This is a genomic window from Enterobacter sp. 186315 (genome assembly GCF_053290175.1).
The window spans coordinates 102,663-119,889 of the sequence record NZ_JBPTTK010000012.1; the positions used below are offsets into that span (position 1 = coordinate 102,663).

At 54.6% G+C, this 17,227-nt stretch carries 15 protein-coding genes and 1 tRNA gene; 8 read left to right on the plus strand and 8 right to left on the minus strand.

Annotated elements, in window-relative coordinates; translation table 11 throughout:
• Positions 1–38 precede the first annotated feature (38 nt).
• Positions 39–971: a 50S ribosomal protein L3 N(5)-glutamine methyltransferase gene (gene prmB, locus ACSVHP_RS14885; RefSeq protein ID WP_010433217.1), complete on the minus strand. Its 933-nt coding sequence runs from the start codon at positions 969–971 to the stop codon at positions 39–41.
• Positions 972–1,116: 145 nt separating this feature from the next.
• On the opposite strand from prmB, the gene smrB reads away from it, so the two are divergent.
• Complete coding sequence (gene smrB, locus ACSVHP_RS14890; RefSeq protein WP_447552294.1) at positions 1,117–1,668, plus strand: endonuclease SmrB; 552 nt, start codon at positions 1,117–1,119, stop codon at positions 1,666–1,668.
• A 36-nt stretch (positions 1,669–1,704) separates the two neighbouring features.
• Here the strand turns inward: smrB and sixA are convergent, their stop codons facing one another.
• The 4 genes from sixA to ACSVHP_RS14910 form a co-directional block, all read right to left on the minus strand.
• Positions 1,705–2,190 carry a phosphohistidine phosphatase SixA gene (gene sixA / locus ACSVHP_RS14895; RefSeq protein ID WP_234675377.1) on the minus strand — a complete coding sequence of 162 codons (486 nt, stop codon included), beginning with the start codon at positions 2,188–2,190 and terminating at the stop codon, positions 1,705–1,707.
• 209 nt (positions 2,191–2,399) lie between these two features.
• Positions 2,400–4,547, minus strand: coding sequence for a fatty acid oxidation complex subunit alpha FadJ (gene fadJ, locus ACSVHP_RS14900; protein ID WP_447552295.1), 2,148 nt, complete (start codon positions 4,545–4,547; stop codon positions 2,400–2,402).
• Positions 4,547–5,857: an acetyl-CoA C-acyltransferase FadI gene (gene fadI, locus ACSVHP_RS14905; RefSeq protein ID WP_447552296.1), complete on the minus strand. Its 1,311-nt coding sequence runs from the start codon at positions 5,855–5,857 to the stop codon at positions 4,547–4,549. The genes fadJ and fadI overlap by 1 nt, the downstream gene beginning before the upstream one ends.
• Before the next feature lie 228 nt (positions 5,858–6,085).
• Complete coding sequence (locus tag ACSVHP_RS14910) at positions 6,086–6,370, minus strand: YfcZ/YiiS family protein (RefSeq protein ID WP_234675374.1); 285 nt, start codon at positions 6,368–6,370, stop codon at positions 6,086–6,088.
• A 371-nt stretch (positions 6,371–6,741) separates the two neighbouring features.
• Here ACSVHP_RS14910 and fadL point away from each other — a divergent pair, with 371 nt between their 5' ends.
• Positions 6,742–8,088, plus strand: coding sequence for a long-chain fatty acid transporter FadL (gene fadL, locus ACSVHP_RS14915; protein ID WP_447552297.1), 1,347 nt, complete (start codon positions 6,742–6,744; stop codon positions 8,086–8,088).
• A gap of 44 nt (positions 8,089–8,132) precedes the next feature.
• Here fadL and mlaA read toward each other — a convergent pair whose 3' ends face one another.
• The gene (gene mlaA, locus ACSVHP_RS14920) at positions 8,133–8,885 is read right to left on the minus strand and encodes a phospholipid-binding lipoprotein MlaA (RefSeq protein WP_234675372.1); all 753 of its coding nucleotides are present in this window, start codon (positions 8,883–8,885) and stop codon (positions 8,133–8,135) included.
• Positions 8,886–9,201: 316 nt separating this feature from the next.
• Here mlaA and ACSVHP_RS14925 point away from each other — a divergent pair, with 316 nt between their 5' ends.
• From ACSVHP_RS14925 to ypdK, 4 genes are all read left to right on the plus strand, one after another.
• Positions 9,202–10,131 carry a formate/nitrite transporter family protein gene (locus tag ACSVHP_RS14925; protein ID WP_447552298.1) on the plus strand — a complete coding sequence of 310 codons (930 nt, stop codon included), beginning with the start codon at positions 9,202–9,204 and terminating at the stop codon, positions 10,129–10,131.
• Positions 10,132–10,206: 75 nt separating this feature from the next.
• Positions 10,207–10,278 (plus strand) — tRNA-Arg (locus ACSVHP_RS14930).
• Positions 10,279–10,597: 319 nt separating this feature from the next.
• Positions 10,598–11,515 carry a kdo(2)-lipid IV(A) palmitoleoyltransferase gene (gene lpxP / locus ACSVHP_RS14935; RefSeq protein ID WP_265178234.1) on the plus strand — a complete coding sequence of 306 codons (918 nt, stop codon included), beginning with the start codon at positions 10,598–10,600 and terminating at the stop codon, positions 11,513–11,515.
• A 333-nt stretch (positions 11,516–11,848) separates the two neighbouring features.
• Positions 11,849–11,920: a membrane protein YpdK gene (gene ypdK / locus ACSVHP_RS14940; protein ID WP_099458937.1), complete on the plus strand. Its 72-nt coding sequence runs from the start codon at positions 11,849–11,851 to the stop codon at positions 11,918–11,920.
• 59 nt (positions 11,921–11,979) lie between these two features.
• Here the strand turns inward: ypdK and alaC are convergent, their stop codons facing one another.
• Positions 11,980–13,203 (minus strand): alanine transaminase, encoded by a 1,224-nt coding sequence (alaC, locus tag ACSVHP_RS14945; protein WP_234675370.1) that lies wholly within the window; start codon positions 13,201–13,203, stop codon positions 11,980–11,982.
• 385 nt (positions 13,204–13,588) lie between these two features.
• On the opposite strand from alaC, the gene ACSVHP_RS14950 reads away from it, so the two are divergent.
• Positions 13,589–15,286, plus strand: coding sequence for a LytS/YhcK type 5TM receptor domain-containing protein (locus ACSVHP_RS14950; RefSeq protein ID WP_447552299.1), 1,698 nt, complete (start codon positions 13,589–13,591; stop codon positions 15,284–15,286).
• 13 nt (positions 15,287–15,299) lie between these two features.
• Entirely contained in the window at positions 15,300–16,031 is a 732-nt protein-coding gene (locus tag ACSVHP_RS14955; RefSeq protein ID WP_234675368.1) for a LytR/AlgR family response regulator transcription factor, read from the plus strand.
• A gap of 35 nt (positions 16,032–16,066) precedes the next feature.
• Here ACSVHP_RS14955 and glk read toward each other — a convergent pair whose 3' ends face one another.
• Positions 16,067–17,032: a glucokinase gene (glk, locus tag ACSVHP_RS14960; RefSeq protein WP_234675367.1), complete on the minus strand. Its 966-nt coding sequence runs from the start codon at positions 17,030–17,032 to the stop codon at positions 16,067–16,069.
• Positions 17,033–17,227 lie beyond the last annotated feature (195 nt).

The following is a 17,227-nucleotide window of genomic DNA, read 5'->3' on the forward strand; positions in this document are numbered from 1 at the left end:
GTGTTTGAGCGTTGTGAAACGGGCCGAAGCCCGCTGGATTAATCTTTATAGATGCTGAAATGTTCACGCGCGTCGAGAAGCTGCGCTTTGGTCAGCATAAAGACGCCGTCACCGCCGTTATCGAACTCAAGCCAGGTGAACGGCACATCCGGGTACTGCTCTATCAGATGTACCATGCTGTTGCCGACTTCACAAATCAGAACGCCGTCATCGGTCAGGTAGTCCGGCGCGCAGGCCAGAATGCGGCGCGTCAGCTTCAGGCCATCGGAACCCGAGGCCAGGCCCAGCTCCGGCTCATGACGATATTCGTTTGGCAAATCCGACATGTCTTCTGCATCCACATACGGCGGATTGGTAACGATCAGATCGTATTGCAGCGTCGGCAGGTCGCGGAACAGGTCAGAGCGGATTGGCGTCACGTGATGGATCAGGCCGTGCTCTTCGATGTTGTGCTCGGTTACCGCCAGCGCGTCGGTGGAGATATCTACGGCATCAACTTCGGCCTCCGGGAAGGCGTAGGCGCAGGCAATGGCGATGCAGCCGCTGCCGGTACACATATCCAGAATGTGCTGCGGCTGATGGTTAATCAGGCCGTCGAAGTGATTGTTGATCAGCTCACCAATCGGTGAACGCGGCACCAGCACGCGCTCGTCCACGTAGAATTCGTGGCCGCAGAACCAGGCTTTGTTGGTCAGATAGGCGACCGGAATACGCTCGTTGACGCGGCGGATCACTCGCTCGACGATGCGGTGTTTTTCGCTGGAGGTCAGGCGCGCGGTGCGCATATCTTCAGGAATATCGAGAGGCAGATAGAGCGAGGGCAGAACCAGCTGAACGGCCTCATCCCACGGGTTATCCGTGCCGTGTCCGTACCAGATATTGGCGGCGCTGAAGCGGCTAACGGACCAGCGCAACATGTCCTGTATGGTGTGCAGCTCGTTTACTGCTTCATCGACAAAAATTTTATCCACTCTTTCCTCCAGGGCACGCTCGCATAATTTTCGGCGGCTAGTTTGCCATGAAGACGCCGATAAATCAGCAATGACGCGTACCGCTTGAGGTTAAAAAATGCATTTAGTCAGGTACACTAGCGGAAATCAGAGATGAGACAGGCTAATGAAAAAGAAAACCACGCTCAGCCAGGAGGATCAGGCGCTCTTCCGTCAGCTCATGACCGGAACGCGTGAAATCAAGCAGGACACCCTCGTCCACCGCCCGATTCGCAAGAAAGTGTCCGAAGTCCCGGTTAAACGCTTATTGCAGGAACAGGCCGATAACAGCCACTATTTTTCGGACGAATTTCAGCCGCTGCTCAATACTCAGGGCGCGGTGAAGTACGTGCGCGAAGACGTCAGCCATTTTGAGCTGAAGAAATTACGCCGGGGGGATTATTCGCCGGAGCTGTTTCTCGATCTGCACGGCTTAACGCAGATGCAGGCGAAACAGGAATTGGGGGCATTGATTGCCGCCTGTCGCCGTGAACATGTCTTTTGCGCCTGCGTGATGCACGGCCACGGGAAACATATTCTCAAGCAACAGACCCCGCTGTGGCTGGCGCAGCACCCGCACGTGATGGCGTTTCATCAGGCACCCAAAGAGTACGGCGGAGATGCCGCATTACTGGTGCTGATTGAAGTAGAAGAGTGGCAGCCGCCAGAGCTGCCCTGACAGACTGGTGGGGAACCCCGCCAGCAGCGCGTCACGTCAAATGGCTTTTGCCATCTTCAGGTTGCACGGACTCATTTGCCAGTTAAATACCCCTTTGCCCGTTTCGTCGAGGGTGACGTTAGCAATGGCAGAGGTCGTAAACATCGGTGGCGTTTCGCTCGGGCACAGCTCAGAGACCAGATACCCCACCAGCGGCAGGTGCGAAATCACCAGCGCCGAGGAGACACCTTCGTTGCACAGCGCCTGAAGGTATGCGCTGACAAGGCCCACATCGCCGCACGGCGTGAGTTCCGGAAGGACATCCACGCTGGTCGGCAGGTTCATACACTCCCCTACCACGTCCAGCGTCTGTTCCGCACGCAGGAACGGACTCACCAGGACGCGTTCGATGTCCACTTTTTGGCCTTTGAGCCAGGTCGCCATCTGACGAGATTCGTCGCAGCCACACACGGTTAAAGGACGTACTGAGTCACTGGCGGCATCGAGTGCCGCGTCGCCGTGACGCATGATAAAAACTTGCATATTGCACCGCTTTTGTTAACCAGAAGCACCAGCGCTGGCTGCCCGCGAAAAACATCCGGGAGGCAGGAACCTGGTGGCCGGGCATTGTGCCTGATCCATTCGGTGAATGAAACGCTGTTTTTTACCTCAATGGCGTAAGTATAGTCAATCTCTGTTTACAATTTCGCCAGAACAGGTTCATTCACCTCGGGATTTACGCTTCTTTGACCTTAACTTACAGGGTCAGTTTCCCTTGCGGACCAAAATGTTTGACCGCGTTCCGCCATCTGCAATAAAAGGTCACAAGGTGTAAACCGCGACCCGTACTGCGTGGCAAGACGTTGCAGGATAGCAACCACTTCATCCGGTCCGAGGGTGTCCATATAGCGGAACGGGCCGCCAAGGAACGGCGGGAAACCAATACCAAATACCGCACCGATGTCGCCATCGCGCGCGCTTTTAATCACCTGCTCACCGTAGCAGCGCGCCGCTTCGTTAAGCATCATCATCACGCAGCGTTCAGCACACTGAAGTGCCAACAGTTTTCCCTGCCCGCTTGCGGAAATAAGCCCATAAACTGAAGGGTCGACCTGTTTCTTGCTTTTACGCCCTTTCGCCGCGTAAAGATAGAAACCGCGCTGATTTTTTCTGCCTTTGCGATCGTCCTTCAAAATTGCTGAAACAATGTTTGCAGGCGGGCTGAAACGATCGCCATACGCGGCTTCGAGCACAGGTATAATTTTAGTGCCGGTATCAATTCCCACCTCATCCAAAAGTTGGATTGGGCCGACCGGGAAACCAAACTTCACCAGCGCCTCATCAACGTGTTCGATCTTCTCGCCTTCCGTCAGCAGCCGCATCGCCTCGTTGATATAGGGCGCTAGAATGCGGTTGACGTAAAAACCGGCTTTGTCCGCCACCACAATCGGCGTTTTGCCCTGCATTTTGGCAAGCTTCACCACGGTGGCCACGGTCTGCGGGCTGGTTGCAACGTGCGGGATCACTTCCACCAGCGGCATTTTCTCGACCGGGCTGAAGAAGTGCAGGCCAATCACCTGCTCAGGACGCGCGGCCTCGGCGGCGATATCCCCAATCGGCAATGACGAGGTGTTAGAGGCGAAAATAGTGTGCGGCGCGCAGTTCGCCTCCACTTCCGCCACCATCTTTTGCTTAAGGGCTAAGTCCTCAAACACCGCTTCAATCACAATGTCGCGATGGCTAAAGCCGCTGTAATCGGTAGTGCCTGAAATCATCGACAGCACTTTGTCACGCTCGCTGGCCTTGATATGGCGGCGTTTTACCTTTTGATCAAGGAGCTGCCAGCTGTATTGCAGGGCGTGGTTAATGCCTTTCGGGTTGATGTCTTTGATTCGCACGGGCAATTTGCCTTTGCTGGCGGTGACAAACGCAATGCCGCCGCCCATCAGACCGCCCCCGAGCACGCCCGCCGAACGCAGCGGCGCAGGAGGGGCGTCGCTGCCCGGATCTTTTTTGACCTCCGTACTAGCGAAGAAGATGCTGCGAAGCGCCTGCGACTGCGGCGTCATCGCCAGCTCGCCAAAGGCTCTGGCTTCTGCGGCGTAACCGCTGCTGCTGCCCTGGGCCAGTCCGGTTTCGATAACCTCCAGAATGCGGTTCGCCGCCGGATAGTTACCTTTGGTCTTGTGCTCTGTTTTTTTACCCACCATCCTGAACAGCAGCGCCCGGCCCAGCGGCCCGGCAAGGATGCGCTCCCGCACCGGCAAAGGACGTTTTGCCTGACGACCTTTCAGCGCCAGTTCGGCGGCGGCGTCCAGCAGTATAGACGGTGCGACCACGTCATCGACCAGACCGGCCTTCAGCGCCTGACGAGGGCGAAGCTGTTTGCCGGTTAAGATCATCTCCAGCGCCGTGCTGACCCCCACCAGACGCGGCAGGCGCTGCGTCCCGCCGGAGCCGGGCAAAAGCCCCAGCTGCACCTCGGGTAAGCCTAAAACGGTTTTTGCGTCGTCGGTGCAAATCCTGCGGTGACAGGCCAGCGCCAGCTCCAGCCCGCCGCCAAGGCAGGCACCGTGGATCGCCGCGATAACCGGGATCGATAAGCCGTTGATCTCCGCCATCACCTGCTGGCCCTGACGCGCCAGATCTTCAGCTTCCTGCGCGCTTTGCGCCCGGGCGATCATGTTGATATCCGCCCCGGCGATAAAGTTGTCGGGCTTGGCGGAGATAAACACCAGCCCTTTAAGCGTTTTGTCCTCGCGGATCTGCTTCAAGATTGCCCGCACCTGAACGCCGAACTCGGCCTTTAGGGTATTCATCTTTTCGCCAGGCACATCAATGGTGACCACCGCCACGTTGTCCGGGCGAATCGTCAGGGTGAATGCTGATGTCATTTCCATTATTCCGCCTCCAGAACCATTGCCGCACCCAGCCCACCCGCCGCACAGGCGGTTACCAGCCCAAAGCCGCCGCCGCGACGACGTAATTCATGCAGCGTTTGAGCGATCATGCGCGCGCCGGTAGCCGCAAACGGGTGACCGTAAGCGATGGAGCCGCCCAGCACGTTGAATTTGCTCTCGTCCACCTCGCCCGTCGCATGAGCGCGTCCTAACACCTCGCGGGCAAATTTGTCGCTTGCCAGCAGCTGAACGTTTGCCAGCGTCTGCGCGGCAAAGGCTTCGTGCATATCAATCAGGGTTAAATCGGCAAGGGTTAAGCCCGCACGCTCCAGCGCCAGGGGCGTGGACCAGGCTGGCCCTAACAGCATGTCCTGCCAGACGTCAATCGCCGTAAAGGCGTAGCTGCGCAGATAGCCCAGCGGCGTAATGCCCAGCTCTTTCGCGCGGGATTCGGTCATCAGGATCACCGCCGCGGCACCGTCGGTCAGCGGCGTACTGTTCGCCGCCGTCACCGTACCGTGCTTGCGGTCAAACGCCGGGCGCAGCTTCGCATAATCAGCAAGCGTCGAGCTGCCGCGAATGTTGTTATCTTCCACCAGCGGCTCACGGTACGGGGGAACGTAGGCCGTCATGACTTCATCAGTAAGTTTGCCTTCGGCCCAGGCTTTTGCGGCAAGCTGATGCGAGCGGTGCGCCAGCGCATCCTGCTGCTCGCGGGTGATGGCGTAGGTTTTCGCCATCTGCTCGGCGGTGTCGCCCATGCGCAGGCCGGTGGAGTATTCAGCCACCGCGGGCGGGACGGGCATCAGATCGCGCAAGCGCAGGCGCGAGAAGAGCTTGAGGCGTTGGCCCGTGGTACGCGCTTTATTAACGTCCACAAGAATGCGCGCGAGCTTTTTGCTCACGCCAATCGGCAGGACGGAGGAGGAGTCTGCGCCGCCAGCGATCCCGGCGCGGATGGTGCCCGCCATCAGGCTTTCCGCGACGTTTGCCACCGCCTGGAAGCTGGTTGCACAGGCGCGGCTCACGCTGTAGGCATCGGTATGCACGTTCATGCCGGTACCGAGAACAATTTCTCGGGCGATGTTGGGCGCTTCCGGCATCTGAACTACCTGGCCAAACACCAGCTGTTCAATGACCTCCGGCGGAATTTCGCTGCGGGCCAGCATCTCCCCCACCACCATTTTTCCCAGATCGACCGCAGGTATGCCGTGATAGGCCGTCGCCTGACGCGCAAACGGCGTGCGCAATCCGCTGACGATAGCGATGCGATCGCCCTGCCGGGTGATAAGCGGTAATGCCTGACTCATAACTCTCCCCTGTAAATAAATACTCAGAACATAAAGTGGTCTGACCTGATAACAGTCTTAACCATTTTTTTACATTGAGCCAATCGGGGAAACAAAAAATTGCGAGGTAAAACACAGAGAAAAAAAAGAAAATGCCCCTGCATGGCAGAGGCATTTGTGCGGTATGTTGCCGGGTGGCGGCGTTGCCTTACCCGGCCTACGAAAGAGAATCTCTTCAGGCCGCAGAAATCAACGCAGGCCCAGCTGGAAAATCAGCGTTTCGGCTTCACAGGCGAAAACAAAGTCGATATCCAGCTTCACGCCGCCATCCACGTCGGTGAAGGTTGGTTTGATATCGCACGGATCGGATTCAACGTCACGCGCGCGCTTGCTCAGTGCGGCCAGGGTCTCTTCCGCTTCTGCACGGTTGGTGAACACGCGGCTGTAAGAGGCGGTGCAATCGGTGTTGTCCATAATGGTGCCAACATCCATACAGCAGCAAACCGGGGTTTCATCAGCACTGCATTTACTCATATTCATTTTCCTCTCTGATTGCGACGAGCGCGAGATAAACACGTTGCCGATATTTTACGCCCCGATGAAATGGGGCTCCAGTCGTTAATGGCGCAAAGTGAGAGAAGTGACCAATATCACACTTAAAAATGATCCAGAACAAAAATCACCTTTCTGGGTGAGCCGCACTGGTCACAAATTTGCCACCCAGATCCCGTTTCGTGAAACATGTTTGAAAATATTAATAAACAAACTTGCAACATCATATCTGGTCAGACCTATACTCTCGCCACTGGTCTGATTTGTATGTCATACCGCAGACCCTACACTTCGCGCTCCTGTTACGGTATGTAACAATTATTGAATAAAAATAACTCAATGAGGTTATGGTCATGAGCCAGAAAACCCTGTTTAACAAGACTGCATTAGCAGTTGCAGTGGCAATAGTCTCTACGTCCGCCTGGTCCGCGGGCTTCCAGCTTAACGAATTTTCTTCCTCTGGCCTTGGCCGCGCATATTCCGGGGAAGGTGCCATTGCCGATGACGCAGGCAATGCAAGCCGCAACCCGGCACTGATCACAATGTTTGATCGCCCTACCTTTTCCATCGGTGCTGTTTACATTGATCCTGATGTCAACATCACCGGCAAATCCTCCTTAACCGGGCAGAGTGCAGACCAGGACAACATCGCGCCAAGCGCATGGGTGCCGAACATGCACTTTGTTATGCCTATCAACGATCAGTTTGGTTGGGGTGCATCTGTTACCTCTAACTACGGTCTGGCAACGGAATTTGGTAATAACTACGAAGCAGGGATCTACGGCGGTAAAACCGACCTGCAAACCCTGAACCTGAACCTGAGCGGTGCATACCGTCTGGACAGCAACTGGAGCTTCGGCTTAGGGTTTGATGCCGTTTACGCGAAAGCGAAAATCGAGCGTTATGCCGGTTCACTCGGCCCAATGTTGGCAGGTCAGCTCTCCGGTGCGGTGCCGCCTTCCTATCTCGAAGGGATTGATTCCGCTGATGACCAGATTGCTCATCTGAAAGGTGATGAATGGGGCTTCGGCTGGAACGCCGGCATCCTTTATGAGCTGGATAAAAATAACCGTTGGGGTCTGACCTACCGTTCAGAAGTGAAAATCGACTTTGACGGCGATTATAAAAGCTCCATTAACCCAAACCTGAGCACCATTCTGGGTAATATGGGTCTGGCCGGTCTGCCAGCAGGCACTGGCGGCAGAACGGAGAATGGCTCTCTGTCTCTGCATCTGCCAGAAATGTGGGAAGTGTCCGGCTATAACCGCGTTGCGCCACAATGGGCCGTTCACTATAGCCTAACCTACACCAGCTGGAGTCAGTTCCAGGAGCTGAAAGCGACGGGCGATAATGGCCAGACGCTGTTCTATAAAGATGAAAGCTTCAAAGATGCTTATCGTATCGCACTGGGTACAACCTACTACTACGATAAGAACTGGACCTTCCGTACCGGTATCGCCTTTGATGACAGCCCGGTTCCGGCCGACAAGCGCTCCATCTCCATTCCGGATCAGGACCGTCTGTGGCTGAGCGCCGGTATGACCTACGCATTTAACGAAGACGCCTCAATCGACGTAGGTGCATCTTACATGCACGGTCAGAACGTGAGCTTCACCGAGGGTGAAGGCCCGGCGGCATATACCTTCCATTCTGACGGTAAAGCCTGGCTGTTCGGGACAAACTTCAACTACGCGTTCTAATCGCGCAGATATTAAAAAAGGTGAGCATTGCTCACCTTTTTTATTTATTCCGAATCGATATCTTTTAATTCGTTTTCGATAGCCTTCGCGTTCGGATTGTCTTCCGGCTTCAGCTTACCGCCGTTGGCGATAAAGTCGTGGTTCTGGAAGTAAGCTTCACGCACCATAATGTAAGGATCGGAAGACTGACGCAGCAGACCGTCGGAATCCAGCAGCTGTGCGCGCGTTTCAATCCCTTCTACCGTCCACTTACCAATCGACAGCGGCCACGTCAGCCATGACAGCACCGGATAGAGCGTATCGACCATATCGCCGCCGTCATCACGAACCGTAAAGCTACCATAGAACGGCAGGTGTACATACGGGCCATAACCCACGCCATAGCTGCCCAGAGTGCTACCGAAACGGTGCGGCTGTTCGCGCTGTAATTTCTGGTTGGACATTCCGGCAACGTCAATAAAGCCGCCCATCCCCAGCAGGGTGTTCAGGAAGAAGCGCGTAAAGTGCACCATCCCCTGATACGGATCGCCTTGCAGGAAATAGTTCACCATTACCGCTGGCTCTTCGAGGTTGCTGGTGAAGTTGCTTAACCCGTTACGGGCTGGCTGGGGAACATAGTCGCGCCACGCCACCGCGACCGGACGAACCAGATAAGGATCCAGCACGTTATAGTTGAAGTCATACATGGTGCGGTTGAACCCTTCTAAGGGATCGGAGCGCCCTGTTTGCTCGCCCGAGCTTGCGCAGCCCACGAGCAACGTGGTGCCCAGCGCAAGCGCCGACAGCCGAAGTTTCATAATTATCTCCCTGTTCAGTATGGCTATCGTTGATTGCCATCCGTAACGGAGCGACTGACGCCCCGTCTGTAAACGTGTAAGCGATTGTATCAGCACGTTTAGCGATGTCTACGCACACAATGGCGAACGGTAATCACCGCCGCAGTTATTTCAGCATAGCCTGGCTTTATCTTTTCGTTTCGCCGGCAATTTTATATTGGCTTTGAAAGAGATGTATCGCCTTTATTGCCTTTGTCAGGAATTTCAGAGCATCCCGACGGGGAACGCGCGAAAAGCCGCTACGCTTAATAGCAGGATCACCCAGCCCGGAGCAGTTATGAAGGAAATCAGTAAAGAAACAATTGGTGACAATGAAGACGAGCATGAAGTGGAAAGCGAGGAGAATAGCCGGGGCGAAAAAATAGAAGTGGATGAGGAACGTCTGCCCTCGCGGGCGATGGCAATCCACGAACATATTCGCCAGGATGGGGAAAAGGAGATGGAGCGCGACGCCATGGCGCTGCTGTGGTCCGCGATTGCCGCTGGCTTATCGATGGGCGCGTCGCTGCTGGCGAAAGGGATTTTTCACGTTCATCTGGAAGGGGTACCCGGCGGTTTTTTACTAGAGAGCCTTGGGTACACGTTTGGCTTTGTCATCGTCATTATGGCGCGCCAGCAGCTGTTTACGGAAAACACCGTCACCGCCGTACTGCCGGTAATGCAAAACCCGACCCTCGGTAACGTCGGCTTATTGCTGCGCCTGTGGGGCGTGGTATTGCTGGGTAACCTGATAGGGACTGGGATTGCGGCCTGGGCATTCGAATATATGCCAATATTTGATGAACCCACCCGTGATGCGTTCGTGAAAATTGGCATGGATGTGATGGAAAACACGCCGCTTGAGATGTTCTCAAACGCGATTATTTCAGGCTGGATTATCGCGACCATGGTATGGATGTTCCCATCCGCGGGCAGCGCAAAAATCGTGGTGATCATCCTGATGACCTGGCTTATCGCGCTGGCGGACACCACCCACATCGTTGTCGGCACCGTTGAAATTCTTTATTTAGTCTTTAACGGTACGCTGCACTGGAGCGATTTCTTCTGGCCATTCGCCATACCCACGCTTGCGGGAAATATCATCGGCGGGACCTTTATTTTCGCCCTGCTGAGCCACGCGCAAATCCGCAACGACATGTCCAACAAGCGCAAAGCTGAACTCAAGGCGAAGGAAAACGATGAAAAATCGACAAAAAAATCGGCCTGAGTGATGACTCTTTGAGCAGTCAGGCGGCATTGAGCTTAACGCTAAGTGTAAATAAGGCTATACTCGTGCCGCTTCGTCCCCTTAGTTAAATGGATATAACGAGCCCCTCCTAAGGGCTAGTTGCAGGTTCGATTCCTGCAGGGGACACTTTCCACGCGCTTAACCCCCCTCTTTTCTTTCTCAAGACCTTTAAATTATCTGAAAAATAAGAATTTTTTGTGGATATTCAAAGTTCAATCTTATGCAAATCAAGCACCTGCACCACTGTAGCTTTTTTAGTCAATTCACGTCATAGCACAGCAATAGTAACGGTGCTACATTATCGCGCCCACCCAACGTCAGCAGTGGACAGGCAAGGCCGTAAAGATCGGTAAAGCCTGCAACCCTGACCTCGTTCTCCGGTCTTAGTGGCATGTAGTAGTGCGAATGTGCGCTACGTTAACAGGCTTTACAAAGGTTCTCTATTTTGTCTGAATCCAATTTTAAACGTTCGTTTCTTCACCCGCGTTACTGGTTTACCTGGTTTGGTCTTGGCGTTCTCTGGCTGTTAGTACAACTTCCTTATCCGGTATTGCGTTTGCTGGGTTCGAAGCTCGGCAGCGCGTCTCGCCACTTCCTCAAGCGTCGTGAATCTATCGCCCGTAAAAATCTTGAGCTTTGCTTCCCGCAGTACAACGAGCAGCAGCGTGAAAAACTCATTTCCGAGAACTTCAAATCTATCGGAATGGCTTTACTCGAAACCGGTATGGCCTGGTTCTGGCCAGACGAGCGCGTACGTAAATGGTTTGATGTTGAGGGTCTGGAAAACCTGAAACGCGCGCAGATGCAAAACCGTGGCGTGATGGTTGTCGGCGTTCACTTTATGTCGCTGGAGTTGGGCGGTCGCGTCATGGGGCTGTGCCAGCCAATGATGGCAACCTATCGCCCGCATAACAGCCCGGTGATGGAGTGGGTGCAAACGCGCGGGCGCATGCGTTCCAACAAAGCGATGATCAGCCGCAACAACCTGCGCGGCATGGTCGGTGCGCTGAAAAAAGGCGAAGCCGTCTGGTTTGCGCCCGATCAGGATTATGGCCGTAAAGGCAGCAGCTTCGCCCCGTTCTTTGCGGTTCAGAACGTTGCCACGACTAACGGTACCTTCGTGATTTCTCGCCTGTCCGGTGCGGCGATGCTAACCGTGACCATGGTGCGAAAAGCGGATAAATCGGGCTACCGTCTGCATATCTCCCCTGAGATGGCTAACTACCCGGAAAAAGAGTGCGAAGCCGCTGCGTTCATCAATAAAGTAATCGAAACGGAAATCATGCGTGCGCCGGAGCAGTATCTGTGGATGCACCGCCGCTTCAAAACCCGCCCTCTCGGCGAAGCCTCACTCTATATCTAAGCCTCTTTTAAAGGTTAGTTTCGCTAAGAAACTAACCTTTTCAATCACCTGTCATTACCTTGTGAAACCTTTTTCTAACCGTCGCTCAACGGGAATTTATTGCGGCTTGAAATCAAACTGTCGCCGTTCCCCGACACTCGTAAGTTACTAAAATGATTTAAGAAAATGCCGCTTGTCACCCCTGTTTTTTAGGCGTACATTAGCGCCGTCTGGCAACAGGAAAGCACAGAATTCTGAGCTGAAGTTAGCGGTGAAAAGCCCGATTTCAGTTCTCTATCATCAGGTGGACTCTGTTTTTTAATGCGTACCACAAGATACGCGGAGCGATGAAACGTGAAATATTTCTTTATGGGCATTTCGGTGATTGTTTTAGTCTGGGCCGGAACCTTTGCTCTCATGATTTAGTCGAGAGAAACAAAAAAAACAGGAGCCATTGGCTCCTGTTTTTTTTCCGCTTTCCGGGATTACTCCGTGTTGCTTTTCGATGCCAGCAGCCCATCGGCACGGAACATGCTCTTGATGCCGCGCACCGCCTGGCGAATACGATCGCTGTTTTCGATCAGCGCAAAGCGCACGTGGGTATCACCATATTCGCCAAAGCCGACGCCCGGCGAGACACACACCTTCGCGTCCTGAAGCAGCTTTTTCGCAAACTCCAGCGACCCCATGTGCGCGTACTGCTCGGGAATTTTCGCCCACACGTACATCGACGCCTTCGGCATCTCGACCATCCAGCCCGCTTCATGCAGCCCTTTCACCAGCACGTCGCGACGACGCTTATACTGCGCGGCGATATCCTTCACGCACTGCTGATCCCCCTCCAGCGCCGCGATAGCCGCCACCTGCAACGGGGTGAATGTGCCGTAATCGTGGTAACTCTTAATACGCGCCAGTGCGCTCACCAGCGTTTTGTTACCCACCATAAAGCCAATGCGCCAGCCGGCCATGTTGTAGCTTTTGGAGAGCGTAAAGAACTCCACCGCCACATCCCGCGCGCCGGGAACCTGCATAATCGACGGGGCTTTCCAGCCGTCATACACGATGTCGGCATAGGCCAGATCGTGAACCACCAGCACGTCGTAGCGCTTAGCCAGCGCGACGACCTTCTCGAAGAAATCGAGCTCCACGCACTGGGCCGTCGGGTTTGACGGGAAGCCGAGGATCATCATCTTCGGTTTCGGGTAGCTTTCGCGAATGGCGCGTTCCAGCTCGTTGAAAAAGTCGACGCCCTCCACCAGCGGCACGGAGCGAACCTGCGCCCCGGCAATCACTGCACCGTAGATATGGATCGGGTAGCTTGGGTTTGGCACCAGCACGGTATCACCGTGATCCAGCGTCGCCAGCATCAGGTGCGCCAGCCCCTCTTTCGAGCCGATGGTGACAATGGCTTCGCTTTCCGGATCGATATCTACCTGATAGCGATCCTGATACCAGCGTGAAATCGCACGACGTAAACGAGGAATGCCGCGAGAGGTCGAGTAGCCATGCGTATCGGGACGCTGGGCAACGGTACATAATTTCTCGACGATGTGCGGCGGCGTAGGGCCGTCAGGGTTACCCATGCTGAAATCGATAATGTCTTCACCGCGCCGACGCGCAGCCATTTTCAGTTCAGCAGTAATATTAAAAACGTAAGGGGGTAAGCGATCGATGCGCGTAAAACGGCGTTCAGGACTGGAGTCAGCCATAATTTCCTCAGATTCACGTTAGCGCCCGGACCGTCCGAGCGACGCTGCCACGACTGTGGCGTGTTTATTAAATAACCTGAAAAAATTCCGGCTGTCGAGAGGGGAAGTAAAAAAAAGTCGTCAGCCTAAAACGGGAACGCAGATTTCCGTAAAAGCGGAACCGGTCGTGAAGAAACGAATCATTGTTTTCTGTTGTTTAACACAATGATATCAATATGATTACCTTCTCCACGGCCTCAGGAAAATAGCCGACCTATTTCAGCTACTCCGTGATAATCCCCTTTGAAAATTATGGTTTATCCTCATTTCATAAGAGTGATGCATAGCTGGTCATTATGCCGCAGGTTTTCTATCATAGATTTTTCCCGAATTCCCAGGTTCACCCGTGCACGAAATATTCAATATGCTCCTGGCGGTGTTTGACCGCGCGGCGTTAATGCTGATCTGCCTCTTCTTTCTGATCCGCATCCGCCTGTTTCGCGAGCTGCTCCATAAATCCGCCCACTCGCCGAAAGAACTGCTGGCGGTAACGGCAATTTTTTCCATGTTCGCCCTCTTCAGCACCTGGTCGGGTGTGCCGGTAGAAGGCTCGCTGGTGAACGTGCGCATTATCGCGGTGATGTCCGGCGGGATCTTGTTTGGCCCGTGGGTTGGGATTATCACCGGCGTGATTGCGGGCACCCACCGCTACCTGATCGATATCGGCGGCGTCACGGCGATCCCCTGTTTTATTACCAGCATCATCGCCGGGATCTTCTCCGGCATCATCAACCGTAAGATCCCGAAAAAGCAGCACTGGCGGGCGGGGATCATCGCCGGGATGATCTGCGAAACCCTGACCATGATTCTGGTGGTAGCCTGGGCGCCGACAACCGCGCTGGGGCTGGATATTGTCTCGAAAATCGGTATTCCGATGATCCTCGGCAGCGTCTGCATCGGGTTTATCGTGCTGCTGGTACAGAGCGTTGAGGGCGAAAAAGAGGCCAGCGCTGCCCGTCAGGCCAAGCTGGCGCTTGATATTGCCAACAAAACGCTGCCGCTGTTTCGCCACGTAAACGCCGAATCCCTGCGCCAGGTGTGCGACATCATCCGCCGGGACATTCACGCCGATGCCGTGGCTATCACCAATATCGACCACGTCCTGGCCTACGTTGGCGTGGGAGAGCACAACTACCGCGACAACGATGACACCATCAGCCCCACCACCCGCCAGGCGATTAACTACGGTAAAATAATCATTAAAAACAATGATGAAGCCCACCGGACCCCGGAAATTCACTCGATGCTGGTGATCCCGCTGTGGGAAAAAGGGGTCGTGACCGGGACGCTGAAAATTTATTACTGCCACGCGCACCAGATCACTTCAACGCTACAGGAGATGGCGATTGGCCTGTCGCAGATTATCTCGACCCAGCTTGAGGTCTCCCGCGCGGAGCAGCTGCGCGAGATGGCAAATAAGGCAGAGCTGCGCGCGCTGCAAAGTAAAATTAATCCCCATTTTCTGTTTAACGCGCTGAACGCCATTTCGTCCTCCATTCGCCTGAATCCGGACACCGCGCGCCAGCTGATTTTTAATCTGTCGCGCTATCTGCGCTACAACATTGAGTTGAACGACGACGAGCAGATCGACATCAAAAAAGAGCTGTATCAGATTAAAGACTACATCGCCATTGAGCAGGCGCGCTTTGGCGACAAGCTGACGGTCATCTACGATATCGATGAAGAGGTCAACTGCGTGATCCCAAGCCTGCTGATCCAGCCGCTGGTGGAAAACGCCATCGTCCACGGCATTCAGCCCTGCAAAGGCAAAGGGGTGGTGACCATCAGCGTAACCGAGAGCGGCAACCGCGTGCGCATTGCGGTGCGCGATACCGGGCACGGTATCGATCCAAAAGTCATTGAGCGCGTGGAGTCAAACGAGATGCCGGGCAATAAAATTGGCCTGTTAAACGTGCATCACCGGGTCAAGCTGCTGTACGGCGAGGGGCTGCATATTCGCCGTCTGGAGCCGGGCACCGAGATAGCCTTTTATGTCCCGCACGAACGCACTGCCGTGCAGACGCCGATTTCCTTGCTGCCATAGGCCGGAGTAACCGATGAACGTTATCATCGTAGAAGATGAGTTTCTGGCTCAACAGGAGCTGAGCTGGCTGATTAAAACACACAGCCAGATGGAGATTGTGGGCACGTTCGACGATGGACTGGACGTGCTGAAGTTTTTGCAGCACAACCGGGTCGACGCCATTTTCCTGGATATCAACATACCTTCTCTGGACGGCGTGCTGCTGGCGCAAAACATCAACCAGTTTGCCCATAAGCCGTTTATCGTGTTCGTTACCGCCTGGAAAGAGCATGCGGTCGAGGCGTTCGAGCTGGAGGCGTTCGATTACATCCTCAAGCCCTATCAGGAATCGCGGATTGTCAGCATGTTGCAAAAGCTGGAGGCCGCCTGGCAGCAGCAGAGCGCACCGGCGGCGGCCAGCCCGGTCACGCGCGAAAATGACACCATCAATCTGGTGAAAGACGAGCGGATCATCGTGACGCCCATCGACGATATTTATTACGCCGAAGCCCACGAGAAGATGACCTTTGTCTATACCCGCCGCGAATCCTACGTGATGGCAATGAACATCACCGAGTTTTGCAGCAAGCTGCCGGCGGCGCATTTTTTCCGCTGCCACCGCTCGTTTTGCGTCAATCTCAATAAGATCCGCGAGATCGAGCCGTGGTTTAACAACACCTACATTTTGCGGCTAAAGGATCTGGATTTTCAGGTGCCGGTGAGTCGCAGCAAGGTGAAAGAGTTTCGCCAGCTGATGCACTTATGAGGAACCCCTCTCCGACGGGAGAGGGGTTTAAAAACTTACAGAACCTGACCCAACACCTGACGCAGGTGCGCCCCCGATCCCAGCAGGCCCGGGTTGTCATGCACAATCAGAAACACCGGGATGTCCTGCACGTAGCTTCTGAAGCGGCCTTTATCTTCAAACCCGCCGCGGAAACCGGATGCGGTAAAGAAGTCGAGGAAGCGCGGCACAATTCCACCCGCGATATAGACGCCGCCAAAGGTGCCAAGGTTCAGCGCCAGGTCACCGCCGAAACGCCCCATGATCACGCAGAACAGGGACAGCGCACGACGACAGTCGATGCACGAATCCGCCAGCGCGCGCTCGGTAATATCTTTTGGTTTCAGATTTTCCGGCAGACGACCGTCCGATTTCACGATCGCGCGGTACAGGTTCACAAGGCCAGGGCCAGAGAGCACGCGCTCGGCGGATACGTGTCCGATCTCGGCGCGCAGCTCTTCCAGGATAATCCCCTCTTCTTCGCTGTTCGGCGCAAAATCAACGTGCCCGCCTTCACCCGGCAGGCTAATCCAGCGCTTGTCGACATGAACCAGATGCGACACGCCAAGCCCGGTTCCCGCGCCGTAAACGGCAATGGGTTTACCTTCAACCGGGGCCGTGCCGCCAAACTGGATCAGGTGTTCTGGCTTTAACATCGGGATAGCCATGGAGACCGCAGTAAAGTCGTTGATGATTTCCAGATGCGCGAAACCGAGGTTTTTTTTCATTTCGGCGATAGAGAATGCCCAGGTGTGGTTGGTCATCGCCACCCAGTCGCCGGTAATCGGACAGGCAATGGCGATACACCCGTCCTCAACGCTGACCTTATGCTCCTCAAGATACACACGCACAACGGCCTCCAGGCTTGGATAATCCAGCCCTGAGTAGGTTTTCGCCTGGGAGATTTCACCGCTGTTTACATCGCATAATGCAAGGCGTGCGTTCGTGCCGCCCACATCACCTACCAAAGCATACTTTGTCATTCTTCTACTGCTCCGCTAAAGTCAGAATAAATCTTTGGGACACTGTAATTTCAAGGCTGGATAACAACAACGACCAGAACTCAGTCGCCCCAGGATACTCGATCTTCGTCACAGAATAACTTTACCGTTTCAGCATCTTTTGCACTATTGCCAAAAGGTCGATTGTGCAAAGTAACGTATTGCGTTTTGTACAAG

Excerpts from the sequence above, each read along its gene's own strand:
- alaC (WP_234675370.1), bottom strand. The coding sequence starts at position 13,203 with ATGGCTGACTCCAGTCCTGAACGCCGTTTTACGCGCATCGATCGCTTA.
- glk (WP_234675367.1), bottom strand. The coding sequence starts at position 17,032 with ATGACAAAGTATGCTTTGGTAGGTGATGTGGGCGGCACGAACGCACGC.
- fadI (WP_447552296.1), bottom strand. The coding sequence starts at position 5,857 with ATGAGTCAGGCATTACCGCTTATCACCCGGCAGGGCGATCGCATCGCT.
- ACSVHP_RS14955 (WP_234675368.1), top strand. The coding sequence starts at position 15,300 with ATGAACGTTATCATCGTAGAAGATGAGTTTCTGGCTCAACAGGAGCTG.
- smrB (WP_447552294.1), top strand. The coding sequence starts at position 1,117 with ATGAAAAAGAAAACCACGCTCAGCCAGGAGGATCAGGCGCTCTTCCGT.
- mlaA (WP_234675372.1), bottom strand. The coding sequence starts at position 8,885 with ATGAAACTTCGGCTGTCGGCGCTTGCGCTGGGCACCACGTTGCTCGTG.
- ACSVHP_RS14925 (WP_447552298.1), top strand. The coding sequence starts at position 9,202 with ATGAAGGAAATCAGTAAAGAAACAATTGGTGACAATGAAGACGAGCAT.
- fadJ (WP_447552295.1), bottom strand. The coding sequence starts at position 4,547 with ATGGAAATGACATCAGCATTCACCCTGACGATTCGCCCGGACAACGTG.
- ACSVHP_RS14910 (WP_234675374.1), bottom strand. The coding sequence starts at position 6,370 with ATGAGTAAATGCAGTGCTGATGAAACCCCGGTTTGCTGCTGTATGGAT.
- sixA (WP_234675377.1), bottom strand. The coding sequence starts at position 2,190 with ATGCAAGTTTTTATCATGCGTCACGGCGACGCGGCACTCGATGCCGCC.
- fadL (WP_447552297.1), top strand. The coding sequence starts at position 6,742 with ATGAGCCAGAAAACCCTGTTTAACAAGACTGCATTAGCAGTTGCAGTG.